Origin of the sequence: Micromonospora sp. NPDC050795, assembly GCF_044456785.1 — a bacterium.
Classification (GTDB): domain Bacteria; phylum Actinomycetota; class Actinomycetes; order Mycobacteriales; family Micromonosporaceae; genus Micromonospora.
In genome coordinates, this window is the sequence record NZ_JBITGE010000016.1 from 50749 (window position 1) to 76491 (window position 25743).

Here is a 25743-nt window from a genome sequence, read left to right on the forward strand (position 1 = left end):
GCTGGAACGTCAGTGCTTCTTGAACACCGGCATGGTGTCCAGCGTGGTGGTGATGTTCTGCGTGGTGCCGCCCCGGTACGTCTTCCCGGTGAAGATGTCGGTCCAGTTGTTGCCCGGCGGGAACCACACCGACGTGGTGGCGGTGGTGCCGGGCGTCGTCACGGGTGCCACCAGGTAGTCCGGGCCGTAGAGGTACTGGGACCCGGCGGTGGCGTACGCGGCCTGTTCGTTCGGGTACGCGAGGTACATCGAGCGGACGATGGGCGTACCCGTGCGGGTGGCCTCCTTGGCGGAGGCGTACGTGTACGGCTGCAGTTCCTTACGCAGGTTGAGGAACTTCTTGGCCGACGTGTTGGCTTCCGGGCCGTACTGCCAGGGCAGCCGGTCGCTGTGGTTGGAGTGCAGCCGGTCGATGGGCTGGAACGTGCCGAACTGGACCCACCGGGCGTAGAGGTCGTCGGGCAGCTTGGTGCTGCCCGGTTCGGTGCCCGGCTCCTGGAGGCCGCCGGTGTGCCCGCCGATGTCGTGGCTGACCGCGGCGAGCCCGGTTGCGGCCGACTCGCCCGGCGTGTAGCCGACCTCCATCTGAAGCGTTGACCAGTCGGAGGTGGTGTCGCCGGTGAAGTGCAGGGTGGTGCGCTTGTCGGCCCACGGGCCGGTCGACACCGGGGTCGGGCTGCTGTAGCCGCCGGCCTGCAACGAGCCGTACGCCCGGGAGAAGGCGAAGCCGGTCTTGTCGGCGTACTGCTGGTTGATCCACGCGTCACCGGTCACGCCGGCGAGCGACGACGTCGTGTTGTCGCAGCACCAGTCCAGCCACCACAGGTCCGGGCCCTTGCTGCCCTTCGGAATCATTCCGTCGTGAAGCTGCATGTACGCAGTGAGCTGGTCCGGGTCGCCGAAGTCGAACGTGTAGCAGTCGGGGCCTCCGTTGCAGCCGACGCGCTGGAGCTTGCCCTTCGCGGTGGCCTGCGCCTGCGCGAACTTCGGGTCCGAGCCGAGGATGCTGGGGTGGATGTTGATGCCGGTGTGCAGGCCCTGCTTCTTCGCCCAGTCGAAGAACGCCTTCGGGTCGGGGATCCGGGTGGGGTCGATGCTCCAGCCGTTCCACTTGTCCGGCGCCTTGACGTCCGTGTCGAGAACAAGAACATCCAGGGGTACGCCTTCGGCCTTCGCCCGGGCCACCAGCTCCTGGAATTCGGCGGCGGTGCGGTCGTAGTACTCGGAGTACCACACCCCGTACGCCCACTTGGGCAGCAGTTTCGTGGGCCCGGTCAGGGTCGACAGGTCCTTCAGTCCACGGGTGAAGTCCTGCCCGTACGCGAAGACGTAGCCGTCCTGCTCGGGCGCCGGCCGGGGCTTGGTGGTGCTCAGGGCCGAGGCCGAGTCGTCGAGCAGGTACCAGCCGTCCTGGTAGAGCAGGCCCGGGGCGGTGAGCGCGGAGCCGGTCACGCCGTCCAGGCCCCGGCGGTAGCCGCCGAGCGGTGCGTGCGGGGCGAGCAGTGGGGAGCCCTTGCTGGCGACGGCGACCGTGTCGACGTTGACGTTGCAGCTGGCGTCCGTGGGGCAGCCGAGCGTCACGGTGTTGGTGCCCCGGTCGAGGTGGACCGGCACGGAGACGGTGTTCCAGTAGTCCCACCCGCTGGTCGGCGGAAGGGTCGCCGTGACCGGTGCCGCCGTTCCCGCGGTGACCGACATGGTGCGCGTCTGGCTCGGTTGGGTGCCGGCCTGACCGTTGGCGTAGCGGATCTGCATCTGGTAGTCACCGGCGGACGGAACATCCGTCACGGTGAGCGCGGCGGCCGACGTGGTGCTCTCCAGGCCGGCCAGGAATCCCGTACCGGATGCGCCGTTGTGGTCGTTCGCGGGCCTCGCGCCGCCGGTCAGCGCGCCGGTCTCGGCCTCTCCGAGCGTGCCGAACCGCAGGGGCTGTGGCTGTGGCGGGGTCGGTGCCGGGAACGCATCACCGGGGTTGACCACCGCGAGGCTGTCGACGTTCACGTTGCCGGAGTCGTCGGGACCCCGCACGACGCTGATCTCGTGCCGCCCGGCGGTGAGGTCGACCGGCACGTTGGCCAGGCCCCAGGTGTCCCAGTTGGCGGTGGGCGGCAGCGTCAGCGTGTGGCCGGCGTCGCCGTCGACTCGAACAGTCAGGGTGCGGTCCACGTTCTGGCCGTCGCCGCCGGTGCTGTTGGCGTAGCGGACGGTGAGCTGCTTCGTGCCGGCCGCCGGGGCGTCGAGCGCGAAGGTGATCGAGTCGCCGGCCGCGGCGAAACCGGCCGCGAAGCCGCGCCCCGTGTGCCCCTGGTGGTCGGTGGCCACGCCGGGGCCGTTGAGCTGTAGCGACTCGGCCTCGCAGAGCGCGCCGAACGCGCAGGCCGGGGCGGTGTGGCCGGACCACGGCTGGCCCTGCACGGTCTGCTTGCCGGCCTTGAGCTGCACGGTCAGGTTGTCGGCGGTGAACGCGCCCGAGCCGACCCGGTACCGCAATGTCATCGCGCCGGTGTCGATGGTGAGCCAACCGTGGTCGACGCGCTTCGTGAAACGCGTCCGGGGGAAATCATCGCGCCCGACGGCGTTGAAGGTGGCGGCGTCGGTGAACCTGCCGTCCTTCTGGTACTCGGTGCGGATCAGCGTCGGGGACAGCACCTCGAAACGGGCGTCACCCGAGCGTACGGCGTCGTCCTGGGCCCGGTGCCGGCTCGCCTGGGCCGGCGCGGACGGGGCGAGCGCCAGCCCCGTGATGAGGATTCCGGCTGCGGCGGCTGCTGTCGCGCGGCGACGGTGTGAGTTCCGATAGAGCAAGATGCGCTCCTCGTGTCTCATATGGAGGAAATGAGTCGATGACAACGCTGTCACTCGCTCGAAACGCATGTCAACGGGCCTCGGAGGGTGTCCCTTCTCTCTTTCCTCACCGGCCGTACTCATCCGGCAGGCGTCCGCTGCGCACGGTGACGAAGACCCGCGCGACCACCAGTTCAGGCGTACGGAGTCCAGGGCTCGGGCTGTTCGGCGTCCCAGCCCAGCTTCTCGAGTGCCCGCAGGACCGCGCCGACGCGGGGGGTCCAGAAGAGCAGGACCTGGTCGCGCTCCTCGACCTCGAAGGCGACGGCGGTCGCCGGCAGCGGGAACCGCCGGTGAAACGGATGGTGCGCCACCGCGGCGACGGAGAAGTGCTCCAGGGTGTCCGACCCGGTACGCGACGTGAAGGTCACCGTGCTGTCGTCGGCGTGCAGCCGCACCGTCGGCCAGACCATTCGTCGGACAGCCCTGGGCGTGTCGCCCCGGGTGAAGTCGAGGCGGTCAACGTAGGTGAGCCCGCCGCGCGCATCGAAGGTCTCCGAAATCATCGCTGGATGGTACGGCGGGCATGAGGTCTAGGACCCGACGGTGGCAGCTACCAGATGTGCGCGCGTTCGTCGATGAACCGGGTCGGTTCGCCGAGGAAGGTGTCGGCCGGAACCGCGCCATGGGCCAGGTTGAGCGTGTCCAAGCGGTACAGCCACGCACCACCACTCAGCCCGACGAACCGGTAGTTGATCTGCCAACGCAGCCATTCGCCCTCGGCGAGGCGCACCGCAGGCGGCCGGCGGTGACGGCGAACCCACTGCACCACGGCATCCACACGGCGATGCTTGGTCGCTAGAGGTTCTGACGCAACCCAGATTCGCCCTGCCACTCGGCTTTCCTGAAATCGGGGTGTCCGACGGCTGGGGAAGGGCCGACTTTGCCGTCACGGCGCCTGATGTTGCCGCACCCCGCTGTGGCAGCGCAAAGCCGTCCCACCGATCGTCACTGGATGGATCGGCGGGGACGCGGTCCGTTGAGGTTGATGGTGCAACCGGGTACTACTGCTGAAGAGCCGAACCAGGTCATCGCCGAGGAAAGGGGGCACGACGTGAAGCCGTCCATCTCCGATGTGCAGGAATACCTCTCACTGGAGCCGCTGACCACACGGATCGAGACACATCAGCGCTACACCGAAGTCCCGGACGACATCGAAGGCGCGGTCCGGCAGGCGGTGTCGCTGTCCAGGGACGCGGATCTGCTCGATGTCGGCTGCGGCACCGGGGCCTTTCTCCGCAACCTCGCAGAGCGGGGCCATCGCGGCCGGCTCGTGGGGCTGGACCTTTCACCAGCGGCTGTGCACGCGCTCCATGACGTGGCAGGCGTGTCGGCGCAACTCGGCAACGCGATGGACCTGCCGTACGGCACGGGGGTCTTCGATGTCGTCACCGCGCGCCACATGCTCTATCACGTTCCGGATGTGCGGCGGGCGTTGGCTGAGTGCCAGCGGGTGCTCAGGTCGGAGGGCGTCTTCGCGGCCGTCGTCAACCGTCCCGGCTCGACACCTCGTGTGTCAGCGCTCGTCGCCGAGGTGGTTTCGTCGGCGGGGATCGACATCCCGTTCCTGCCCACCTCGCGGGTCCACGGCGACAATCTGCCCGAGATGATGGAGTCGGTTTTCGGCGCGGTCGCGATACACCGATACGACAACGCTCTCGTTTTCGACCGCCCGGAGCCGGTCATCGCGTTCGCGGCGGCCAATCTGTCGTTCTATGGCGTCGAGCCCGACTCGGCCCTGCGCCCGGAGTTGACGCGAGCCATCGACGAGAAGGTACGCGCCTGGTTCGCCTCCGAGGTAGGGCCGTGGCGCGACCCCAAGGGCTACGTGATCTGCACGGCGCGGCAGAGCTGATCACTCGCCGGATCGGCGGGGGCGCAGTCCGTTGAGGGCGGTGCTGACGACGAGGTCGGCGTACTCGACGGTGAGCGGCCCGCTGCGGTGCAGCCAGCGGGTGAGCACGGGCCCCCAGATGATGTCGACCGCCACGTCGAGGTCGACGTCGTCGGCGATCTGACCGGCCTGTTGGGCGCTGCGCAGGCGTTGCCGTTTGGCCTCCTTCAGCGGCCCGTCCAACCGTTCGGCGTACGCGGCGGCCAGCTCGGGGTCGAGCGCGATCTCGGTGGCCAGCGCGCGCATCGGTTGCTCGTAGCGGGGGTCGTTCATCTCCTCGACCGTGGCGCGCAGCACCACTGTCAGGTCCGCCGCCAGGTCGCCGGTGTCCGGCAGCGTCGGTGGCCCACCCTCGGTGGCCTCGCTGAGCATGAGGAAGGCGTCGAAGATGACAGCGCCCTTCGACGGCCACCAGCGGTAGATGGTCTGTTTGCCGACGCCGGCCCGCGCGGCGATGCCCTCGATGCTGAGCTTCGCGTACCCCGTCTCCTGGAGCAGGTCGAAGGCCGCGGTGAGGATGGCGCGGCGGGAGGTCTCCCGCCGGCGGGCCGTGTTGGGCGTCATGGGCCGGACGATATCACTCCACGAGACGAACCGTCTCGTCTTGACGGCGGTGGTGTCACGCGCCTAGCCTCAGCCCATGCGAGACGAACCGTCTCGTCTTGAAAGGGGGAGAAGCGCATGCGTACCTGGTTCATCACCGGTGCCAGTCGCGGCCTGGGCCGCGCCTTCGCCGACGCCGCGCTCGACCGGGGTGACCGGGTGGTCGCCGCCGCCCGGACCATCGCCCAGGCCGACTTCGACGAGAAGTACGCCGACCGGCTGTTGGCCCTGACCCTCGACGTGACCGACCGGGCGGCGGTCATCGCCGCCGTGGACACCGCCGTCGAGCACTTCGGCGGGCTCGACATCGTCGTCAGCAACGCCGGCACCCTGTCCATGGGCATGATCGAGGAGTTCACCGAGGCCGAGGCGCGCGCCCAGTTCGAGGTCAACGTCTTCGGCGCGCTCTGGGTCGGTCAGGCCGTGCTGCCACACCTGCGCGCCCAGCGGTCCGGCCACATCGTGCAGGTCTCCAGCATCGCCGCGCTCGGGGGCTTCCCGAGCACCGGCCTCTACAGCGCGAGCAAGTTCGCCCTGGAAGGCATGAGCGAGGCGCTGGCGATGGAGGCGGCGACCTTCGACATCACCGTCAGCATCGTGCAGCCGGGCGGCTACTGGACCGACCTCTACACCAGTCTGAGTGCCACCACCCCGATGGACGCCTACGCGCCACTGCGCGCCGAGCTGGAGCGCCAGTGGGCGGACGGCTCGATCGACAGCGAACCCCGGCTGGCCGCCGAGGCGCTGCTGCGACTCGTCGACAGCGACGACCCGCCGCTGCGGCTCCTGCTCGGCAGCATGGTGTACGACCTGGCGTTCGACATCACCCGTCGGCGGATGGACACCTGGGCGAGCTGGGAGCAGGTCAGCCGAGCCGCGGAAAAGGCCGTCGGAGGCCCTGGACCGCACCAATGAGAGGGCTGCTCGTATCGCCACGAGCGGCAGGTCCGGCGTTCTAGGCTCCGAGATATGGCGGCGGCGTGCCCAATCCCAATGGCACATAAGCCCGGGCAGAGCCTTCACCCCATGATTTCTCCTCGCGAGGCGCAAACCTAGACGGAGAGGAAACACGCATGGCTGTCAAAACCAAGACTCGTCCGGGCACCACGGAGATTCGACCGTTCTCGGTCGACATTCCTCAGGCCGACCTTGATGACCTGAAGAGGCGCATCAAGGCCACCCGCTGGCCGGACAAGGAAACGGTGGACGACCAGTCACAGGGCGTGCCACTCGCGACGATTCAGGCCGTCGCCCGCTATTGGGAGAAAGAGTACGACTGGCGCAAGGTCGAGGCGCGGCTGAACGCCCTACCGCAGTTCATGACCACCATCGACGGGGTGGACATCCACTTCATCCACGTGCGCTCGAAGCACGAGGACGCGATGCCGCTCATCGTCACCCACGGGTGGCCGGGCTCGGTGATCGAGCAGATGAAGATCATTGAGCCGCTCACCGATCCCACCAAGCACGGCGCGAGCGCGTCGGACGCCTTCCACCTGGTGATTCCGTCGCTGCCCGGCCACGGCTTCTCCGGCAAGCCGACCGAGTCGGGTTGGAACCCGCAGAAGATCGCGACCGCCTGGACGGAGCTGATGAAGCGGCTCGGCTACAACCGGTTCGTCGCGCAGGGCGGCGACTGGGGTGCGGTCATCGTCGACCAGATGGGCCTCCAGGCGCCTCCGGAACTGCTCGGCATCCACACCAACATGCCCGGTGCGATCCCCACCGAGATCGACCTGTTGTTCCAGGGCGACACCACCGGTGCGAACAACGCCATGGGCTCGCTGCCGTCAGGGCTCTCCGACGACGAGATGCGTGCCGCCGAGGAAGCCAACTTCGTCTGGAAACACGTCGCCTACGCCCTCATGATGGCGACACGTCCGCAGACGCTGACCGGGCTGGCGGATTCTCCGGTCGGCCTGGCGTCCTTCCTGCTCGACCACGACGCGAAGAGTCTGGCCCTGATCTCGCAGGTGTTCGACGGGGCCAAAGCGGGCCTCACCCGCGACGACATCCTGGACAACATCTCGCTCTACTGGTTGACGAACACCGCGATCTCCGCGTCCCGTCTGTACGCGGAGAACAAACTCTCGTTCTTCGCCGCCAAGGGCGTGAAGGTTCCGGTCGCCGTGAGCGTCTTCCCCGACGAGCTGTACGAGGCGCCACAGAGTTGGGCCGAGCAGGCGTACTCCAACCTCATCTACTACAACACGCTCGACGTGGGCGGGCACTTCGCAGCCTGGGAACAGCCGAAGATCTTCTCCGAAGAGCTTCGCACCGCCTTCCGGTCGCTGCGCTAGATGGCCGTGCACCTGCCCCCGCTCAACGGGGCGGCCGAGTGGCTCAACTCCGAGCCACTCGGCCCCGCCGACCTGGGCGGACGCGTCGTGCTGGTCAACTTCTGGACGCTGACCTGCATCAACTGGCTGCGCCAGGAGCCGTACGTGCGTGCCTGGTCGCAGGCATACCGCGATGACGGGCTGGTGGTCATCGGGGTGCACACCCCGGAGTTCGGCTTCGAGCACGAGGCCGACTGGGTGCGGCGGGCGGTGGCGGCCCGATCGATCGACTACCCGGTGGCGGTCGACAACGACTACACGATCTGGAGCGCCTTCGACAACCACTACTGGCCGGCGCTCTACTTCGTCGACACCGACGGCGTCATCCGCGACGAGCACTTCGGCGAGGGACGCTACGAGCAGTCCGAGCGGGTGCTCCAACAACTGCTCGGTATCGAGCGCGAACCCGTACCCGTCAACGGGCTCGGCCCGGAGGCGGAGGCCGACTGGAACAACCTGCGGACGCCCGAGACGTACCTCGGTTTCGGTCGCGGCGAACACTTCGCGTCGCCGAACGGCCCGGCCCTCGACGAACGTCGCGCCTACCAGGTGCCGGACAGCCTCGGCCTCAACCAGTGGGCGCTGGCAGGAGAGTGGACAATCGGGTCGGAGAACGTTGTTCTGAACCAGGCCGGTGGCGGCATCGCCTTCCGCTTCCACGCCCGCGACGCGCATCTCGTGCTGGCCCCCGGGGCGGGAGGGCGTATCCCGTTCCGCGTGCTGCTCGACGGCGACGCTCCCGGCCCGTCACGCGGCGTCGACGTCGACGAGGACGGCAACGGCGTGCTCCAGGACGGCCGGCTCTACCAGCTCGTCCGCCAGGACGGCGCGGTCCGGGAGCGGACCGTGGAGATCACGTTCGGCGAGCCTGGCGCCGAGGCGTACGCCTTCACCTTCGGGTAGGGCGTGTGTGTCGCATCCGGGGACGTCGACACGACGCCCGGCCGCTCAGCGGCGCAGGTCGACGATGCTGACGGTGCCGGAGACCGGCGAGACGCTGTGCACCTGCGGGCCGGGGCGGAGTCGGACGTCGCTGGCGTACCGGTCGGCGAGGGCTTTCTCCGCGGTCTCGTCGCCGTCGTCGGCGGCGAGCAACAACGCGGCGATCTCGTCCACGAGCGTGAGGTCGGCGGTGGCGACGTCGTCGGTCATCGCGCCGAGGCTGTCCCAGAGCAGCAGCTCGTCCTTCTGCCGGTGGGCCAGCTCGATCAGGACGTAGTCGTGGATGAACCAGTCGCCTCGGATCGGCAGCTCCGGGCTGACGCCGTAGCGCTCGGGGTCGATCGTCCCGGCCCGGTACGCCGACCACACCCGCGCCGCCGAGTCGAAAAGCCCTGCCTTCGGGTCGATGTCGTATCCGTCGAACCCCCAGTCGCCGGCTGGGTCGAGCTCCGGGTCGGCCCAGACCCACCGGTCGCCGTTCCAGTACTCCACCAGCACGTGGTCGTGGTGCCAGTCGGGCGCGAAGTACGAGGCGAAACCGACCCGGCTGCGGCTGGGGATGCCGTGCTGACGCAGCACCGCGACCGAGAGCAGCGTGTGGTCCCGACAGCAGCCTGCCACCCGGTCGACGGCCGGACGCTCCGCCGCGAGGGGCAGCGGAAAGCGGGACTGGTCAGTGTCGAGGATGCGGTCCACCCAGCGGCGGTGCACCTCGTCGAGCCGGTCGTCGGGCAACTCGACGCCGCCGGCCCGGTAGTGGACGATCACGTTGCGGGCGGTCGCCGCCACGGTGGAAAAGTCGGTCGCCACGGCATCGAGGAGCCCGCCGTGCCGACCCGGGTCGCTGTACGCGGAGTGTTTCCGGTAGTCATCGAGGTCCATGGGGCCAGTCTCCGGTCCGCCACCGTGTCAGGGTCAAGGCGCTTTTCCCGACTAGTGTCGACTGATGTGACGACGCCCGAGATCACCATCGCCACGCCCGCCGACCGCGCCAGAGTTGTCGACACGCTCGTCGCCGCGTTCGTCAAGGATCCGATCCTGCGGTGGCTGTTCCCCGACGAGGAGACCTATCCCCGGTACTGCGCCGCCTTCTTCGGGCGCCTCTTCGACAAGCGGGTGCACCAGAAGTCCATCTGGATAATCGACGGGGGTGCGGCGGTCGCCCTCTGGGACCCGCCGACCGGGCAACCGGCTGCCGGCACGGCCGCCGTGCCGGCCGCTGCGCACGGGGTGCCGGAGGTCCCTCCGTACCCGGCCGACGTGCTGGCCCGCGTGCAGGGCTACGACGACATCCTGCACGACGCCCTGCCGGCGTTCCCGTTCTGGTACCTCGGTGTCCTGGGCACCCACCCGGACAGTGCCGGACGCGGTTGGGGTCGCGCCGTGATGCGGGCCGGGCTGGATCGCGCCGCCGCCGACGGTCGGCCGGCGATCCTGGAGACCAGCAACCCGGGCAACGTCGAGCTGTACCGCCGGGCCGGCTGGGAGGTGATGAGCTTCCTGCCGGAGCCCGTACCCACCTGGCTCATGATGCAGCAGCCGCCGCGCTGATCAGACTGATCTGCGCGTGGCCGTCGGCGACGTCAGGTCATCAGGTGGCGAAGATGCGGGCGTAGATCTCGTCGATGACGTCGTTCTTCGCGAGGCTGTAGTCGCGGGGCCGGTGCGCGGTGTCCCGCGCGAGGCGGCGCTTGGTCGCGGCGTACCGCTCCCGGTCGTCCGGATGCGCGCGCAGCCAGTCGCGGAAAAGCTGATGCCGGACCGGTTCCGGAGCACCCTGCGGCCAGACGTGCAGGTTGACGTCCTCGGCGGGGCTGAGCAGCATCCGGTGCCCGTGCCACCAGGGTTCCCGAAGGACGAGCCGGTACCCGAGCCGTTCCAGGGCGGGGAGATAGGACGCCTCGTCGGCGGTGTCCTTGATGACGAGGTCGACATCGATGACGGGCTTGGCCGCGAGCCCTGGCACCGCCGTCGATCCGACGTGTTCCACCCCGATGACCAGATCGCCCAGCGCCTCGGTGAGCGACGACCGGACGTCGACGAACCGCTGCGCCCAGGACGGGTCGTACTCCTCAATGACGACGGACTCCCACGTCCTCGGCGGCTCGCCCACCAGGCCGGCGTCGACCTGTTCGGGGCTGCCGTGGAAGCGCTGTACGACGTCCTGCGGATACTCGGCCACGTCGACCTCCTCGGGAAGCGAAGTCCGCCAGGCTACGACACGGCGGTCGCTGTGGCCGTACCCGACCGATGCGGGCATCGGATGTCGGGTGGGTGACCGACCCTGCGACCTAACGTCGGTGCTCGAAAGGGAAGGAGGCCCGGGTGCTGGATCGGCTCAACGAGGCCATGACGTACATCGAGCGTCACCTCGACCGGAAGATCGAGGTGGCGGAGCTGGCGCGGATCGCGCTGACGTCGGAGTACCACTTCCGGCGGCTGTTCTCCGCGCTGGCCGGAATGCCGCTGTCGGAGTACATCCGTCGGCGTCGGCTCACCGTCGCCGGTGCGGACGTGCTGGCGGGGGAGCGGACGTTGCTCGACGTCGCCGTGCACTACGGCTACGGCTCGGCGGAGGCGTTCGCCCGGGCGTTCCACGCCGTGCACGGTGTGGGGCCAGGAGAAGCTCGGCGTACGGGGGCAGCGCTGCGTGCCCAGCCCCGGATGTCCTTCCGACTCACCGTCGAAGGGAGCGGCAGCATGGAGTACCGGATCGTCGACAAGGACGCGTTCGCGCTGGTGGGGCGCAAGGCCCGGGTCCCGCTGGTGCACGAGGGGATGAACCCGGCGATCGTCGCGTTCATCAGGGGCATCGACAAGGAGACGACCGAGCGGATCGAGGCGCTCTCCGATCAGGAACCGAAGGGGATCGTCAACGTCAGCGACAACCTCACCGACAGCCGGCAGGAGGGCACCGAGCTGGACTACTGGCACGGGGTGGTGACCGGCACCGAGCCGCCGGAGGACCTGGACGCGCTGCCGGTGCAGGCCGGGTCGTGGGCGGTGTTCACCACCTCCGGTGCGTTTCCGCAGGCGGTGCAGTTCCTCTGGCGTGACGTGTTCACCCAGTGGTTTCCGTCCAACCCGTACCGCAGCCGACCTGGACCGGAGATCTCCCGGGTCCGGGTGTCGGCGGACGGCACCCAGGCGGACGCCGAGTTGTGGATTCCCGTCGAACGGGTACCCACCCCTATGTAGAGTTTCGATACAGTGGTCGGATGCGGATGACCATTCCGGTCGCGAAGGTGCTCGCGGCGCTGCTCGCCGAGCCCGACGAGCAGCGCTACGGGCTCGACCTGATGCGATTGACCGGCCTGCCCAGCGGCACCCTCTACCCGGTGCTGCACCGGTTGCAGGGGGCCGGCTGGCTGGCCGCCGACTGGGAGACGATCGACCCCGTCGCGGCCGGGCGGCCGGCCCGCCGCTACTACCGACTGACCGCCGTCGGGGTGACGCAGGCCCGCCAGGCGCTCGCCGACCTGCGGGCCGCGATCCCCGACGGTGGCCGTCGCTCGTGGGGCGGCACCGAGCCCACCGGAGCACCGGCGTGGTGACCCCGGTGTGAACCTCAGCCGGGTACGTCGTCCCACGTCGTACCCGGCTCCAGGTAACCGGCCACCTGCTTCTCGCGCAACGCGTACGCGATGACCAGCAGGGCGTGCTTGTCCAGCTCGGGCAGCCGGTCCAACGGAAACCACCGCACGGCCAACGACTCGTCGTCGTTGACCCGCGCGGTGCCGCCGATCGCCCGGCACAGGAACCCCATGTTCAGGTACTCACAGCGGTCCCCGTTCGGGTACGTGTGCGGGTGCGACACGGCGCTGGACATCCGCACCGGCGCCACGTCCACGCCCGTCTCCTCGCGCACCTCGCGGACCAGCGCGGTGGCCGGCTGCTCGCCCGGCTCGACGAAACCGCTGATCACCGACCACCGCCCGTCGTCGGCGCGCTGACCGAGCAGCAGCTCCCCGGCCTCGTTGCGGACCACCGCGCTGACGCTCGGCAGCCAGAGCAGGTCGTGGCCGACGTGCTTACGCAACCCCACGATGTAGTCCGGTATCGCCATCCCGCGATCATAGAGGTGCCCACAGCGGGGCTCACCTGCGCATCTTCTGGTGTTCCAGTCCCACGCGTTTCGCCATTTCGGCCCGACGAACGCAATGCATATCTACTGTGGAGATCGTCGGCGACTTGTGCGATCCGGTGGCGGCCGGCCGGTTCGCGGTGCACAGTGATTCCCATGAGCGACAGCGGACGTAGTGGGCAGTTCTACTGGTGCACCCGGCATCACCGGGTCGAGACGGACTCCAACGTGTGTCCGGCGAAGCACGTTCTCGGCCCGTACGACTCGGCGGCCGACGCGGAGAACGCCCTGCAACGAGTGCAGGAGCGGAACGAGGCGTGGGATGCCGAGGACGCTCGTTGGGCCGGTGACGACAGATAGGCGGCGCGGGACGGCTCGCGCCGAGGTTTTCGTGCTCCGCGAGGACGCACGCGAGAGCACGTCCCCCAAGGAGGGAACCACGATGGCCGAAGCACAGCAGGCCACCAAGCGCCCGGCCGCCCGACGCACCACCGCGAAGAAGACCGCCGCGGCGGAGCGGAACACCGCGGCGAGCCGCACCACCCCCGTGCGCAAGTCCACCACGGCTGCCGCGAAGGCGCCGGCCCGCAAGGCCGCCGGCGGGGCGGGCCGCGCCCCGGCCAAGAAGACCACCACGGCGGCGACGAAGGCCCCCGCGAAGAAGGCCACGACCAAGACCACGGCAGCGGCCAAGAAGGCCCCCGCGAAGGCCTCGACCACCACCCGCAAGACGACCGCCGCCAAGCGGGCCCCGGCGTCGACCACGCGCAAGACGACCACCGCCGCGAAGAAGACCACCGCCGCGAAGAAGACCACCGGCGCGGCGAAGAAGACAGTGAGCGCGGCGAAGAAGACCACCACCAGCGCGGCGAAGAAGACCACTACCGCCGCGAAGGCCCCGGCGCGGAAGACCACCACCGCGGCGAAGGCCCCGGCGCGCAGGACCACCACCGCGGCGAAGGCCCCGGCGCGGAAGGTCGCGACCACGGCGTCCGCCGCCAAGAAGACGGCGGCGGCGAAGAAGACGGCGGCGGCGAAGAAGACCGCGTCGACCCGCCCCAGCGGCGGCGCCCGCAAGGCTCCGGCCAGGAAGGCCCCGGCCGCGAAGGTGTCGGGTACGTCGTCGACCACCGCCCGTAAGGCGGCGGCGAAGAAGGCGCCGGCGAAGAAGACCGTCGCGGCCAAGGCACCGGCCCGCAAGGTGACCGCCCGCAAGTCGCCGGCCCGCCCGGTCGCCGCCCGAGCCACCGCCCCCAGGGGGGCCCGCAGCGCCGCCCGCAAGGCGACCGGCTGAGCGCGGAGCATCCCCTCAGCGGGCGGATTTCCGGCCGGTCACCGGAAGCGGATCATCCGTGGCGCTGTCAGGATTGACCCGTGGTCATCCGACGCGTACTCGCGCCCCGCATCGACTTCGGCGCGTTGCGCCGCGAGCTCGGCCTGCCCGAGGAGTTCCCGGCCGACGCCCAGCGTGAAGCCGACGAGGCGGCCGCGGCACCGCCGCAGCCGCCCGTCGACCGCACCGACATACCGTTCGTCACTGTCGACCCCGCCACCTCGCGGGACCTGGACCAGGCGATGCACCTCGCCCGCCGCCCCGGTGGCGGCTACCGGGTGCGGTACGCGATCGCCGACGTCGCCGCGCACGTCACCCCGGGTGGGGCGTTGGAGGCGGAGACCTGGCGGCGGGGGCAGACCATCTACCTGCCCGACGGCAACGTGCCGCTGCACCCGCGCACCCTCAGCGAGGGTGCGGCCAGCCTGCTGCCCGACGACGACCGGGCCGCGGTGCTCTGGACCATCGACCTGGACCCCGACGGCGGCACCGTTGCCGTCGAGCTGGAACGCGCCCTGGTCCGCAGCCGCGCCAAACTCGACTACACCGGGGTGCAGGCGGCAGCCGAGGTCGGGCGGCTACCCGATCCGATCGCGCTGCTGCCGGAGATCGGCGACCGGCTGACCGCCCGTGGGCTGAGCCGGGGCGCCATCAACCTGCCGCTGCCCGAGCAGGATCTGGAACCCGACGGTGAGGGCTGGCGGCTGGTGCTGCGCGCGCCGGTGCCGATGGAAGAGCACAACGCGCAGATCTCCCTGCTGACCGGAATGGCTGCCGCCGACATCATGCTGGCCGGCCGGGTGGGTCTGCTGCGGACGATGCCGGCGCCCAAGCCGGAAGCGGTCCAGCGGCTCCGGGCCGCCGCCGCGCCGCTGGGCGTGCACTGGCCGGACGACGTGGGCCCGGGTCAGGTTCTCGCCGGTCTGGACGCCGCCCAGCCGCGCGCCGCCGCGTTCATCGACCAGGCGGCCGAGCTGATGCGCGGTGCCGCGTACACCGCCTTCGACGGGGAGCTGCCGGAGCATCCGGAGCACGGTGGCGTGGCGGCCGCGTACGCCCACGTGACGGCACCGTTGCGGCGGCTGGCCGACCGGTACGCCACCGAGGTCTGCCTGGCCCTGCACGCCGGCCAGGCGGTGCCCGACTGGGCCCGCGCCGCGTTGCCCCGGCTGCCCGAGGTCATGGCGAGCACCGACCGGGTCGCCTCGGCGGCGGCTCGCGGCGCCGTGGAGTTGGCCGAGGCGGCGGTGCTGGAGCACCGGGTGGGCGAGACCTTCGACGCGGCCGTTCTCGACGTCGACGCCCCGCCCAACGGCAAGTCCCGGCCTCGACCGCCCGGCGGCACCGTCGCGTTGGACGCCCCGCCGGTCCGCGCCCGCTGCCTCGGCCAACTGCCGCTCGGCGAACGGGTCCGGGTCCGCCTGGTCACCGCCGACCCGGCGGCCCGTACCGTCCTGTTCGAGCTGGCCTGACCGGGCCGCCGTCGCCGGCCCGATCCTCCCCCGTGGGCGCGGTCGCCCGCCGTGGCTCGGTCCTGGGCGGCGCTGTCGCTCGCGGCAGCGGGGATTCTCACAGCGCTCGCCGCTGCTGACGGGCCGGGCGGTTTGCGAGGATGAGGCCATGGCATACGACGCGAGCACGCTGCCCGACGTGTCCGGGCTGACGGTCGGCATCATCGGCGGCACCGGCGACCAGGGGCGAGGCCTCGCCTACCGGTTCGCGCGGGCCGGCCAGACGGTGCTGATCGGATCCCGGTCGGCTGAGCGGGCCGCCGAGTCCGCTGCCGAAATCGCTGCCCTGCCCGGGGTGCCGGCCGGCGGCAGCGTCACCGGCGCGGCCAACGACGAGGTGGCCCGACGCAGCGACGTGGTGATCATCGCGGTGCCGTGGGACGGGCACGCCGCCACCGTCGCCGCCCTCGCCGAGCCGCTCGCCGGCCGGATCGTCGTCGACTGCGTCAACCCGCTCGGCTTCGACAAGCAGGGCCCGTACGCGCTGACCGTCGCCGAGGGCAGCGCCGTGCAGCAGGCCGCCGCGCTGCTGCCCGACTCCCGGGTCTGCGCCGCGTTCAACCACGTCAGCGCTCCGCTGCTGGCCGACCCCGAGGTCGACCGGATCGACCTGGACGTGCTGATCTGCACCGAGGACCGTGAGCTGGTCGACATCGTCGGCGCGCTCGCCGCCCGGATCCCCGGCATGCGGGGCATCTACGCCGGGCGGCTGCGCAACGCCCACCAGATCGAGGCGTTCACCGCCAACCTGATCGCGATCAACAAGCGCTACAAGGCACACGCCGGCATCCGCGTCACCGACCTCTGACCCGAGCGGTGTGATCCGCCCCGGTCCCACGGAACCGGGGCGGATCACGCTAGAAGGTGTGCTCGGCGGCGGGGAACTCGCCGCCGCGGACCTCGTCGGCGAAACGGCGGGTGGCGTCGGTGAGAGCACCGGCCAGATCCGCGTACCGCTTGACGAAACGGGGCGCCCTGCCCGTCCGCAGCCCGGCCATGTCCTGCCAGACCAGCACCTGCGCGTCGGTGTCCGGGCCCGCGCCGATGCCCACCGTGGGGATCGGCAGCTCGTGGGTGATCCGCTTGGCCACCTCGCCGGGCACCATCTCCAGCACCACGGCGAACGCGCCCGCCTCCGCCACCGCCCGCGCGTCGGCCAGCACCTCGTCGGCGGTGTCGCCGCGACCCTGCACGCGGTAGCCGCCCAGGGTGTGCTCGCTCTGCGGGGTGAAACCGATGTGCGCCATCACCGGGATGCCGGCACCGACGATCGCGGCGATCTGCGCGGCGTTACGGCGGCCACCCTCCAACTTCACCGCGTGACAGCCACCCTCCTTCATGAACCGGACGGCGGTGCGCAGCGCCTGGGCCGGGCCCTCCTCGTACGAGCCGAACGGCAGGTCACCGACGACCAGTGCCTGCCGGGTCGCCCGCACCACGGCCCGGACCAGCGGCAGCAGTTCGTCGGCGGTGATCGGCAGGGTGGTCTCGTAGCCGAACACGTTGTTCGCGGCCGAGTCGCCGACCAGCAGCACCGGAACACCGGCCTGGTCGAAGATCGACGCCGTGTACTGGTCGTACGAGGTGAGCATCGGCCAGCGCTCGCCGCGCTCCTTGGCGGCCATCAGGTCGCGGGTGCGGACCCGTCGGGTGGCCGGGCCGCCGTACAACGCGGTCACCTCGTGCGGAGTGGACTCCACCATCTCTGTCTCCCTTCCTCGAGGCCGCCTGCGCGGTCCCCGGGTTCCGTCGCGATCGTCGCACCGCGAGACGGGCTGACGGCAGGGCCCAGTGCAAGATGTCACTCCACCAGCGCGAGGCCGCCCCACCTGGGCACCCGGGACCGCGCCGCGCGGCCACCGCGCGGCGGCGCCGGGCCGCGCCACCGACCCGGCATTCCCAGGGGTACGGCTCAGCCGTGCTCGCGCCACCGGTTGGTGATCGGCAGACGGCGGTCCCGGCCGAACGCCTTTATGGAGATCTTCGTGCCCGGCGCGGACTGCCGTCGCTTGTACTCGGCGGTATCCACCAGCCGCAGCACCCTGTCCACCACGGCCGGGTCGTGACCCGACTCGATCAGCCCGTCGCGGCCGAGATCGCCGTCGACGTAGCCGATCAGGATCGGGTCCAGGACGTCGTAGTCGGGCAGGCTGTCGCTGTCGAGCTGGCCCGGGCTCAGCTCGGCGCTCGGTGGCTTGCCGATCGAGTTCTCCGGGATCGGGGCCGTCTCACCGCGCCGAGCCGCGTCCGTGTTGCGCCACTTCGCCAGCCGCCAGATCAGCGTCTTCCAGACGTCCTTGACCGGGTTGAAGCCGCCCACCGAGTCGCCGTACAGGGTGGAGTAGCCGACCGCCAGCTCGCTCTTGTTGCCGGTGGTCAGCACCAGGTGGCCCTCCTGGTTCGACAGCGCCATCAGGATCACGCCACGGACCCGGGCCTGCAGGTTCTCCACTGCCACGCCGGACAGCGACAGGTTGGCCAGGAAGCCGTCGACCATCGGCTGGATCGGCTCGACGCGGTAGTCCAGGCCGGTGCGCTTGGCCAGGTCGGCGGCGTCCTCCCGGGAGTGCTCCGAGGAGTGCTGGCTGGGCAGCGACACCCCGACCACCCGGTCCGGCCCGAGCGCGTCGACGGCGAGCGCGGCCACCACCGCCGAGTCGATGCCCCCGGAGAGACCGAGCACCACCGACGGGAACCGGTTCTTGTTGACGTAGTCGCGCAGACCCAGCACCAGCGCCTGCCACACCTCGGCCTCGTCGGCCACCGGCTCGATCAGCCCGCCGGTGGCGGCCGGGCCGGACGGGGTGGGCGGAATGCCGTCCAGCGTGCTGTGCACGATCCGCATCCCGTCGGCCAGCGTCTCGGTCGTCGGCGGGGTGGCGGCGGCCGGCAGCTCGATGTCGTGCACGAGCAGGTGTTCGACGAACTGCGGTGCGCGGGTGAGCAGCTCGCCGTCGGCGGTCACGATCATCGAGTCGCCCTCGAAGACCAGCTCGTCCTGCCCGCCGATCATGTTGACGTACGCGACGGTGGCGCCCGCCTCGGCGGCCCGGCGGCGGACCAGCGGGAGCCGGAAGTTGTCCTTGTTCAGCTCGTACGGCGAGCCGTTGATGTTGACGACCAGGCCGACGCCGGCCCTCCGGGCGGCGGCGAACGGACCGCCGGCCTGCCACAGGTCCTCGCAGATGGTCAGCGCGACGTCCACGCCGCCGATCCGCACCACTGTCAGCGCGTCACCGGAGACGAAGTACCGGTCCTCGTCGAAGACCCCGTAGTTGGGCAGGTGGTGCTTGAAGTAGCGGGCAGCCACCACGCCCCGGTGCAGCAGCGCGGCGGCGTTGCGGGCGCCCCGGCCCGGCTCGGCGTCCCCGCTGACCTGCGGCGGGCCGTCGGCGTCCAGGTAGCCGACCACGACCGGCAACTCGCCGAGACCGTCGGCGGCCAGGTCGGCGGCCAGCCGCTCCACGGCGGCCCGGGACGCGGCGACGAAGGAACGCCGGAAGACCAGGTCCTCGACCGGGTACCCGGTCAGCATCATCTCCGGGAAGAGCACCAGCTGGGCACCGGTGTCGGCGGCCTGGCGAGTCCAACTGCGGACCAGGTCGGCGTTTCCGGCGAGGTCGCCGACGCTCGGGTTGACCTGGGAAAGGGCGAGACGCAGGGTGGGCATGCCTTCATCTTGCCCCAGGCTCGTCGTGACAGTCCGTACCCTCCGATGAGATGGCCGCCACCCGCCGCGACGGGCGTCCGCGAGGCCGCGGCGGCAGGTGCTCGGCCGTCGTGGCAGCCGTCGACGGCGGCTCGGCCGTCGGTGGTGGTTCGGCCGTCGTGGCGGCAGGGGTGGGGCCCGCGCTCGTCCGGCGGGACACGAGGGGACGGCCGGCGGCAGTTCGCGTAACGTCTGCGTAACCAGGCCCGGGAACACTGGGCGATCAGGTCGGGTGCAGCCCGGCCAAGGCGGACAAAAGAGTGTCGCGAGGGGTTGGGGAAGTGGACCGTCAGCAGGAGTTCGTCCTCCGCACGCTGGAAGAGCGGGACATCCGGTTCGTCCGGCTGTGGTTCACCGACGTTCTGGGCACGCTCAAGAGCGTTTCGGTGGCACCCGCCGAGCTGGAGGCGGCCTTCGAGGAAGGCATCGGCTTCGACGGCTCGGCGATCGAGGGCTTCGCCCGGGTCTTCGAATCGGACATGGTTGCCATGCCCGACCCGACCACCTTCCAGGTCTTCCCCTTCGAAGGCGGGGTCAGCGGCGAGAGCGCCCGGATGTTCTGCGACATCCTGCTGCCCGACGGCGGGCCGTCCTGGGCCGACCCCCGGCACGTGCTGCGCCGCGCGCTGTCCAAGGCGGCCGAGAAGGGCTTCACCTTCTACACCCACCCCGAGATCGAGTTCTTCCTGCTCGAGAACGGTCCGCAGGACGGCACCGTGCCCACCCCGGTCGACACCGGCGGCTACTTCGAGCACACCACCCACGCCGTGGCCCGGGACTTCCGCCGTCAGGGCGTACTCGCGCTGGAACGCATCGGCATCTCGGTGGAGTTCAGCCACCACGAGGTCGCACCCGGCCAGCAGGAGATCGACCTGCGGTACGCCGACGCGCTCACCACCGCCGACAACATCATGACCTTCCGGCACGTGGTCAAGGAGGTCGCGCTCTCCACCGGTGTGCAGGCCAGCTTCATGCCGAAGCCGTTCACCGACCAGCCGGGAAGCGGGATGCACACCCACCTGTCGCTGTTCGAGGGGGAGCGCAACGCCTTCCACGACAGCGGCGACCCGATGAAGCTGTCCAAGGTGGCGAAGTCGTTCATCGCCGGCCTGCTGGTGCACGCCCGGGAATACACGGCCGTCACCAACCAGTGGGTCAACTCGTACAAGCGGCTGTTCCCGCAACACCTGCCCGACCGGATCACCGAGAGCCCGGCGTACGTCTGCTGGGGTCACCTGAACCGGTCCGCGCTGGTCCGGGTTCCCGCGTACGGCAAGCCCAACTCGGCCCGGGTCGAGGTCCGCTCGCTGGACTCGGCGACCAACCCGTACCTCGCCTTCGCGGTGCTGCTCGGCGCCGGCCTGAAGGGCATCGAGGAGGGATACGAGCTGCCACCGGGCGCCGAGGACGACGTCTGGTCGCTGACCAGCGCCGAGCGGCGTGCCATGGGCTACGAGGCGCTGCCGGAGAACCTCGCCGAGGCGATCGACGTCATGGCGGAGTCCGAGCTGGTCGCCGAGGTGCTCGGCGAGCACGTCTTCGACTTCTTCCTGCGCAACAAGCGGGCCGAGTGGGAGCAGTACCGCCGTGAGGTCACCCCGTACGAGCGGCAGCGCTACCTGGCCCTGTAGACGCCAGGGGCTGACGCCGTTGCGCGCTGCCGCTATCGTCTCGATCACCGCGCCGGTACCCCTCCGGGCGGAGAGTCGGGAGGCAAGTCGGTGCTGGAGGATCTGTTCAGCGGTGCCTGGCAGAGCGTCGTGTTCGGGCTCGTCGGCGTCGGCCTCATGGCCGCCGGCTTCGGGCTCGTCGACCTGCTCACCCCGGGCCGGCTGCGAGACCTGATCTGGGTCGAGCGCAACGCCAACGCGGGGTTGCTGCTCGCCGCCAACCAGCTCGGCATCGCCGGGATCGTCTTCACCGCGATCCTGACCAGCTACAGCGACTTCGGCAAGGGGCTCGCCTCCACCGTGGTCTTCGGACTGGTCGGGTTGGCGATCATGGCGCTGGCCTTCGTGGTGCTGGACCTGCTCACCCCCGGCAAGCTCGGCGAGGTCATCTGCTCGCCCGAACCGCACCCGGCTGCCCGGGTCAGCGCCGCCACCCACTTCGGGGCCGCGCTGATCGTCTGCGCCTGCATCGCCTGACGGCCGCTCTCCGCGTCACCCCGCGGGCGGTCCGCCCGCATTCCGTCGCGCCTGCCTGGTCGTTGGCGGGCGGCCGGCGTCTGTGGGCGGGGCGTCTGTGGGCAGTCGCCGCGGGTCGTCGTACCTCGTCCGTAGGGTGCCGGGTATGAACCGCACCGATCGCCTCTACGCGCTGGTCGAGGAGCTGCGGGCGGTGTCACCACGGCCGCGCGGCGCCCGCTGGCTGGCCGCGCGCTTCGAGGTGAGCAGCCGGACCATCGAACGGGACCTCGGCGCGTTGCAGGAGGCCGGGGTGCCGATCTGGGCCGAGCCCGGGCGCACCGGCGGCTACGTCCTGGACCGCGCCCGCACCCTGCCGCCGGTCAACCTGACCGCCGCCGAGGCGGTGGCGATGGCCGTGGCGCTGCACCGGCTTGCCGGCTCGCCGTTCGCCGGGCCGGCCGCCACCGCGCTGCGCAAGCTGGTGGCGGTGCTGCCGGCCACCGATGCCGCCGAGGCACACCGCCTCGCCGACCGGGTGCACCTGATCGGCGATGGGCCGGCCGCGCCCGTCCCGGCCACCGTCGCCGACGCGGTCACCGCGCGGCGGGTGCTGCGCATCCGGTACGCCGACCGCGCCGGCACCGACTCGACCCGTGACGTCGAGCCACTCGGCTACCTCGGCAACTCCCGACACTGGTACCTGGTCGCCTGGTGCCGTCTGCGCGACGAGCTGCGGTGCTTCCGTACCGACCGGATCCGGAGCGTGTGGGCGCTGCCCGACGTGGTGGCCCGGGAGCTACGCCTCACGGATCTCGACATCCCGCACGAGCGGGTCCGCCCGCTGAGCCTGGTCTGAAGCGGGCTCGGCTCGGCGGCCTGGTCCTGGGCCCGTGCGTGGCGCGGCGGGCTGGGTGGGTCTCGTCACCGGAAACCCGCTGGTTGATCCGAAAACACCGACAGGACGCTGTCGCCAACGGCCCCGAGACTGCTCCAGACGACGGCCGAGCGGCCGGCACGAAAATATTCTGGAGGCAGTAGATGTCAAGGTCCACCACGCCCATCACCTGGTTCGAGATCGGCACCGACCGGCCCGAAGACGCGGAGCGGTTCTACGGAGAGCTGTTCGGCTGGACCTTCGAGGAGCAGGGCTCCCCCAACGGCGGGTCCTACCGCGTGACCGGGGCCGGTGGGGACACCGGGATCGGCGGGGCGATCCGGGCGACCGACGGAACGTCGCCGAACTACGCGGTGTTCTACGCCGAAGTCGCCGACGTGGCAGAGACCTGCCGACAGGCCGAAGCTGCCGGCGGCCGGGTCCTGGTACCAGCCCGTACGGCACCGAGCGGTCTCCGGTTGGCCCACCTACTCGACCCGGCCGGCAACCACCTGGGCGTGTTCACGCCCCCGCCCCCGCAGCCCTGACCCCTTCCAAGGTCCCGCTGGTGCCCCCGGGTTGGTTTGGCCCCCGGTTTGGGCTGGGGGGCGATGGCCCGGACAGCCTGGCAGCACCCGCGCGCGTGATCGACTCGGGTTTCATGATGTCGCGGTGTCTGGGCGCGCGGGACACCGCGACTTCACGGAAACCGAGTGGATCAAGCTGCGACGGGCTCGATCCAGCCCCGGCACGGCAGGTCGGACCGGGCACGGCAGGCCGGCCCGGGGCCGGACCGGCCTGCCAGTGGCGTACCGAGCCCGGCCCCGGCCTGCTGATGCCTGCCGGGGCCGGGCTCTTCGGACTACTTGCCGGGCGTACCAGCGCCGTGGTGGCCGCCCATGCCGCGGGGGCCGCCGGGGCCGGGGAAGACGCCGGCCTCGACGGCCTTGGTGATGGCGTCGGCCTGCTCCTGGGTGAGCTTGCCGTCCTTGACGGCTTGGTCCAGGCGCTGCTTGATCGCGGCCTGACGGTCCTCGGCGGACGGGCGCTGCGGTCGGTCGGCCGGACGGTGCTGTTCGCGGATCTTCTCCAGTGCGGCGGTCACCTTGTCGGTGGGCACGCCAAGCTCCTTGGCGAGCTCCTCGGCGAACGCGCCCTGCCGGTCGGCCTTCGCACCTGGCGCCGCGTCGGGAGCCGGGGCGGTGCTGGCGTTCGGTGTCGGCGTGGGGGTGTCGGCGGCGAACGCGATCGTCGGGGCCGCGATCCCGACGCCGAGGACGCCGGCGGTGGCCAGGCCGGCCAGCAGGTGCTTCCTGCGGATGGTGCGGGACATGCTGTCCTCCAGAGGTTCGGTCATCCTGCGCTGTCATCACCGACAGTGACCGGGCCGTCTGGGCGGGAGCCGTGGCGACCCTGTCAGCGAGCTGATAATCCGGGGCGGCGGTGGGCGAAATCGGTTGTGTGGTCGCTGGCCGAGCGGTCAGGGTGGACGATCCACCGACGGAAAGGACACCGCGGCATGACCGTCGATATTCGGGAGATTCCACTCGTCGAGCCGGACGCCGGGCCGTACGGCATCACGCCTGGCCCGGACGGCGCGTTGTGGCTGACGTTGGCCCATGCAGGTGGCATCGCCCGGTTGTCGCCCGACGGCGCGGTCCGGACCTACCCGCTGAAGCCGGCCGGCGGTCGCCCGTTGATCGTCACGGCCGGGCCGGACGGGGCGCTCTGGTTCACCCGCTCAGGAGACGACCGGATCGGTCGGATCACCGTCGACGGTGAGCAGCGCACCATCGCCCTGCCGGCCGGCACCGGGCCGGGCGGCATCGCGGCTGGGCCTGATGGCGCGCTCTGGTACGCCGGGATGACCTCCGACACCATCGGCCGGGTGGGGACCGACGGCAGCCACACCGCCTTCCCGCTGCCGGTGACCGGCGGGTTCGCCTCGATGATCACCGCGGGCGCAGACCAGGCTCTCTGGTTCACCCTCAACCAGGCGAACGCTGTCGGCCGGATCGATCTCGACGGCAGGGTGGCGCTGCATCCGCTACCCACAGTGAAGGCGGGCCCGGTCGGCATCACCGTGGGCGTCGACGGCGTCATCTGGTTCGTGGAGATCGCCGCCGGTCAGCTCGGTCGCCTCGACCCGGATGGCGGGATCGTCGAGTTTCCGCTGCCGGACCGGGCGGCCCGCCCGCACGCGATAGTGGGCGATCCGGACGGCGGCGTGTGGTTCACCGAGTGGGGTGCCAACCGGATCGGTCACCTCGATCCCGCCGGACGGTTCGAGGGCTACGCCCTACCCACCCCCAACGCCGAACCGCACGGCATCACCCGCACCCCCACCGGCATCTGGGCCGCCCTGGAAATCGGAGCAGTAGCCCACCTGGCCCTCTGACCCGTGATGATCATGAAGTTATCGCCGGGACACGCCGTGGCGAGTGACAACAACTTCATGATCAACGGGAGCGCCCTGGGAGCGCCCCGGGGAGCGCCCCCCGGGGTTAGTGGACTGCGGGGGTTGCGGTGAGGGTGGCTGTGGTGGTGTCGAGGGTTGCCTCGGTGCCGACGGGAACTGTGAGTTGGTTGCGGCCGTGGCCGATGGGGAGGCCGCCGAGGACCGGTACGCCCAGGTCGCCGAGGCGTTCGGTGAGCACGTCGACGATTGTGGTGTCCCACCCGTCGCCGCAGTCGGTGAACTGCCCGACCGCCACCCCGGCCAGTCCGTCCAGCGCGCCGGCCCGGCGCAGGTGGGTGAGCATCCGGTCGACCTTGTACGGGGGTTCCTGCACGTCCTCGATCAACAGCACCGCGCCGGTCAGGTCGGGCAGGTCGGGCGTGCCGATCGACGCGGCGATCATGCACAGGTTGCCGCCGAGCAGGGTGCCGGTGGCGCGACCCGGGACGCGTACGCCGAAGGTCTCCTCGGTGGGCACCGCGGTGATCGACACCGGTTCGGTCGTCATCAGCGCCGCGTGCAGGGATTCGGCGGAGCGCAGCGGCGTCCGCTCGTCGCGCCAGGCCGCCCCGGGGCCGTGCACCCCGGCCAGGCGGGCACCCCGCCACAGTGCGAACTGCAACGCGGTGATGTCCGAGAAGCCGGCCACCACCTTCGGGTCGCGGCGGACGGCTGCCATGTCGATCGCGTCCACGATCCGTTGGGCCCCGTACCCGCCGCGGGTGCAGATCACCCCGCGCACGTCAGGGTCGGCGAAGGCCGCGTTCAGGTCGGCGGCACGCAGGTCGTCGGTGCCGGCGAGATAGCCGTGACGGGCGTACGCGTTCGGTGCCGGCACCGGGCGCAGGCCCCAGCCGGTGAGCAGTTCCATGCCCCTGGCCACCCGCTCCGGCGAGGTCGGCCCGGACGGCGACACCAGCAGCACTGTGTCACCCGGGCGCAGCACGGGCGGGCGTACGGCGGCGGCGTCCTCGCTGATCACAACCGCAGAGCCTAACGACCCGGGCAGAGGCGGGAACGCCA

27 protein-coding genes are annotated in these 25743 nt (G+C 70.9%); 16 read left to right on the forward strand and 11 right to left on the reverse strand.

Annotated elements, in window-relative coordinates:
- Nucleotides 1-9: 9 nt before the first annotated feature.
- The 3 genes from ACIBEF_RS16280 to ACIBEF_RS16290 all read right to left on the reverse strand — a co-directional run bounded on the left by ACIBEF_RS16280 (nt 10) and on the right by ACIBEF_RS16290 (nt 3625).
- Complete coding sequence (locus tag ACIBEF_RS16280; RefSeq protein WP_396794093.1) at nt 10-2805, reverse strand: TIM-barrel domain-containing protein; 2796 nt, start codon at nt 2803-2805, stop codon at nt 10-12.
- Between the two features lie 173 nt (nt 2806-2978).
- Complete coding sequence (locus tag ACIBEF_RS16285) at nt 2979-3350, reverse strand: hypothetical protein (protein ID WP_396794094.1); 372 nt, start codon at nt 3348-3350, stop codon at nt 2979-2981.
- Between the two features lie 47 nt (nt 3351-3397).
- Nucleotides 3398-3625, reverse strand: coding sequence for a hypothetical protein (locus tag ACIBEF_RS16290; RefSeq protein WP_396794095.1), 228 nt, complete (start codon nt 3623-3625; stop codon nt 3398-3400).
- 174 nt (nt 3626-3799) lie between these two features.
- On the opposite strand from ACIBEF_RS16290, the gene ACIBEF_RS16295 reads away from it, so the two are divergent.
- The gene (locus ACIBEF_RS16295; protein WP_396794096.1) at nt 3800-4699 is read left to right on the forward strand and encodes a class I SAM-dependent methyltransferase; all 900 of its coding nucleotides are present in this window, start codon (nt 3800-3802) and stop codon (nt 4697-4699) included.
- On the opposite strand, the gene ACIBEF_RS16300 is transcribed toward ACIBEF_RS16295, so the two are convergent.
- Nucleotides 4700-5302 carry a TetR/AcrR family transcriptional regulator gene (locus ACIBEF_RS16300; protein ID WP_396794097.1) on the reverse strand — a complete coding sequence of 201 codons (603 nt, stop codon included), beginning with the start codon at nt 5300-5302 and terminating at the stop codon, nt 4700-4702. It abuts the gene before it with no gap.
- Nucleotides 5303-5419: 117 nt separating this feature from the next.
- Between ACIBEF_RS16300 and ACIBEF_RS16305 the strand changes: the two genes are divergently transcribed.
- From ACIBEF_RS16305 to ACIBEF_RS16315, 3 genes are all read left to right on the forward strand, one after another.
- On the forward strand, nt 5420-6256 hold the full coding sequence (locus ACIBEF_RS16305; protein ID WP_396794099.1) for an SDR family oxidoreductase: 837 nt from the start codon (nt 5420-5422) through the stop codon (nt 6254-6256).
- Nucleotides 6257-6414: 158 nt separating this feature from the next.
- Nucleotides 6415-7641 carry an epoxide hydrolase family protein gene (locus tag ACIBEF_RS16310; protein WP_396794100.1) on the forward strand — a complete coding sequence of 409 codons (1227 nt, stop codon included), beginning with the start codon at nt 6415-6417 and terminating at the stop codon, nt 7639-7641.
- On the forward strand, nt 7642-8583 hold the full coding sequence (locus ACIBEF_RS16315; protein WP_396794101.1) for a redoxin domain-containing protein: 942 nt from the start codon (nt 7642-7644) through the stop codon (nt 8581-8583).
- A gap of 45 nt (nt 8584-8628) precedes the next feature.
- Here the strand turns inward: ACIBEF_RS16315 and ACIBEF_RS16320 are convergent, their stop codons facing one another.
- The gene (locus tag ACIBEF_RS16320; RefSeq protein WP_396794102.1) at nt 8629-9504 is read right to left on the reverse strand and encodes a transglutaminase domain-containing protein; all 876 of its coding nucleotides are present in this window, start codon (nt 9502-9504) and stop codon (nt 8629-8631) included.
- A 66-nt stretch (nt 9505-9570) separates the two neighbouring features.
- Between ACIBEF_RS16320 and ACIBEF_RS16325 the strand changes: the two genes are divergently transcribed.
- Nucleotides 9571-10173 carry a GNAT family N-acetyltransferase gene (locus ACIBEF_RS16325; RefSeq protein ID WP_396794103.1) on the forward strand — a complete coding sequence of 201 codons (603 nt, stop codon included), beginning with the start codon at nt 9571-9573 and terminating at the stop codon, nt 10171-10173.
- A gap of 40 nt (nt 10174-10213) precedes the next feature.
- Here ACIBEF_RS16325 and ACIBEF_RS16330 read toward each other — a convergent pair whose 3' ends face one another.
- Nucleotides 10214-10804, reverse strand: coding sequence for a GrpB family protein (locus tag ACIBEF_RS16330; protein ID WP_396794104.1), 591 nt, complete (start codon nt 10802-10804; stop codon nt 10214-10216).
- A 143-nt stretch (nt 10805-10947) separates the two neighbouring features.
- Between ACIBEF_RS16330 and ACIBEF_RS16335 the strand changes: the two genes are divergently transcribed.
- Both ACIBEF_RS16335 and ACIBEF_RS16340 read left to right on the forward strand, forming a co-directional pair.
- Complete coding sequence (locus ACIBEF_RS16335; protein WP_396794105.1) at nt 10948-11820, forward strand: GyrI-like domain-containing protein; 873 nt, start codon at nt 10948-10950, stop codon at nt 11818-11820.
- A gap of 20 nt (nt 11821-11840) precedes the next feature.
- Entirely contained in the window at nt 11841-12176 is a 336-nt protein-coding gene (locus tag ACIBEF_RS16340) for a PadR family transcriptional regulator (protein ID WP_396794106.1), read from the forward strand.
- A 14-nt stretch (nt 12177-12190) separates the two neighbouring features.
- On the opposite strand, the gene ACIBEF_RS16345 is transcribed toward ACIBEF_RS16340, so the two are convergent.
- Nucleotides 12191-12688: an NUDIX hydrolase gene (locus ACIBEF_RS16345; RefSeq protein WP_396794107.1), complete on the reverse strand. Its 498-nt coding sequence runs from the start codon at nt 12686-12688 to the stop codon at nt 12191-12193.
- A gap of 174 nt (nt 12689-12862) precedes the next feature.
- Between ACIBEF_RS16345 and ACIBEF_RS16350 the strand changes: the two genes are divergently transcribed.
- The 4 genes from ACIBEF_RS16350 to npdG all read left to right on the forward strand — a co-directional run bounded on the left by ACIBEF_RS16350 (nt 12863) and on the right by npdG (nt 16358).
- Nucleotides 12863-13066 (forward strand): hypothetical protein, encoded by a 204-nt coding sequence (locus ACIBEF_RS16350; protein ID WP_357194484.1) that lies wholly within the window; start codon nt 12863-12865, stop codon nt 13064-13066.
- Between the two features lie 82 nt (nt 13067-13148).
- Nucleotides 13149-14000 (forward strand): histone, encoded by an 852-nt coding sequence (locus ACIBEF_RS16355; RefSeq protein WP_396794108.1) that lies wholly within the window; start codon nt 13149-13151, stop codon nt 13998-14000.
- A gap of 80 nt (nt 14001-14080) precedes the next feature.
- On the forward strand, nt 14081-15511 hold the full coding sequence (locus ACIBEF_RS16360) for an RNB domain-containing ribonuclease (protein ID WP_396794109.1): 1431 nt from the start codon (nt 14081-14083) through the stop codon (nt 15509-15511).
- Nucleotides 15512-15659: 148 nt separating this feature from the next.
- Nucleotides 15660-16358 carry an NADPH-dependent F420 reductase gene (gene npdG, locus ACIBEF_RS16365; RefSeq protein ID WP_091409546.1) on the forward strand — a complete coding sequence of 233 codons (699 nt, stop codon included), beginning with the start codon at nt 15660-15662 and terminating at the stop codon, nt 16356-16358.
- Nucleotides 16359-16407: 49 nt separating this feature from the next.
- On the opposite strand, the gene panB is transcribed toward npdG, so the two are convergent.
- Complete coding sequence (gene panB, locus ACIBEF_RS16370; RefSeq protein WP_396794110.1) at nt 16408-17253, reverse strand: 3-methyl-2-oxobutanoate hydroxymethyltransferase; 846 nt, start codon at nt 17251-17253, stop codon at nt 16408-16410.
- Nucleotides 17254-17462: 209 nt separating this feature from the next.
- Complete coding sequence (locus ACIBEF_RS16375; RefSeq protein WP_396794111.1) at nt 17463-19220, reverse strand: NAD+ synthase; 1758 nt, start codon at nt 19218-19220, stop codon at nt 17463-17465.
- 320 nt (nt 19221-19540) lie between these two features.
- On the opposite strand from ACIBEF_RS16375, the gene glnA reads away from it, so the two are divergent.
- The 4 genes from glnA (at nt 19541) to ACIBEF_RS16395 (ending at nt 22810) form a co-directional block, all read left to right on the forward strand.
- On the forward strand, nt 19541-20890 hold the full coding sequence (gene glnA, locus ACIBEF_RS16380; RefSeq protein WP_355008887.1) for a type I glutamate--ammonia ligase: 1350 nt from the start codon (nt 19541-19543) through the stop codon (nt 20888-20890).
- Nucleotides 20891-20980: 90 nt separating this feature from the next.
- The gene (locus ACIBEF_RS16385) at nt 20981-21406 is read left to right on the forward strand and encodes a DUF350 domain-containing protein (protein WP_210787425.1); all 426 of its coding nucleotides are present in this window, start codon (nt 20981-20983) and stop codon (nt 21404-21406) included.
- A gap of 145 nt (nt 21407-21551) precedes the next feature.
- On the forward strand, nt 21552-22244 hold the full coding sequence (locus ACIBEF_RS16390) for a helix-turn-helix transcriptional regulator (protein WP_396794112.1): 693 nt from the start codon (nt 21552-21554) through the stop codon (nt 22242-22244).
- Nucleotides 22245-22426: 182 nt separating this feature from the next.
- Nucleotides 22427-22810, forward strand: a complete 384-nt coding sequence (locus ACIBEF_RS16395) for a VOC family protein (RefSeq protein WP_357207162.1) — start codon at nt 22427-22429, stop codon at nt 22808-22810.
- A 314-nt stretch (nt 22811-23124) separates the two neighbouring features.
- Here the strand turns inward: ACIBEF_RS16395 and ACIBEF_RS16400 are convergent, their stop codons facing one another.
- Nucleotides 23125-23595 carry a hypothetical protein gene (locus ACIBEF_RS16400; protein WP_396794168.1) on the reverse strand — a complete coding sequence of 157 codons (471 nt, stop codon included), beginning with the start codon at nt 23593-23595 and terminating at the stop codon, nt 23125-23127.
- A gap of 186 nt (nt 23596-23781) precedes the next feature.
- Here ACIBEF_RS16400 and ACIBEF_RS16405 point away from each other — a divergent pair, with 186 nt between their 5' ends.
- Nucleotides 23782-24660 (forward strand): virginiamycin B lyase, encoded by an 879-nt coding sequence (locus ACIBEF_RS16405; protein ID WP_396794113.1) that lies wholly within the window; start codon nt 23782-23784, stop codon nt 24658-24660.
- Nucleotides 24661-24766: 106 nt separating this feature from the next.
- Here ACIBEF_RS16405 and ACIBEF_RS16410 read toward each other — a convergent pair whose 3' ends face one another.
- The gene (locus tag ACIBEF_RS16410; protein WP_396794114.1) at nt 24767-25702 is read right to left on the reverse strand and encodes an LD-carboxypeptidase; all 936 of its coding nucleotides are present in this window, start codon (nt 25700-25702) and stop codon (nt 24767-24769) included.
- Nucleotides 25703-25743: the final 41 nt, after the last annotated feature.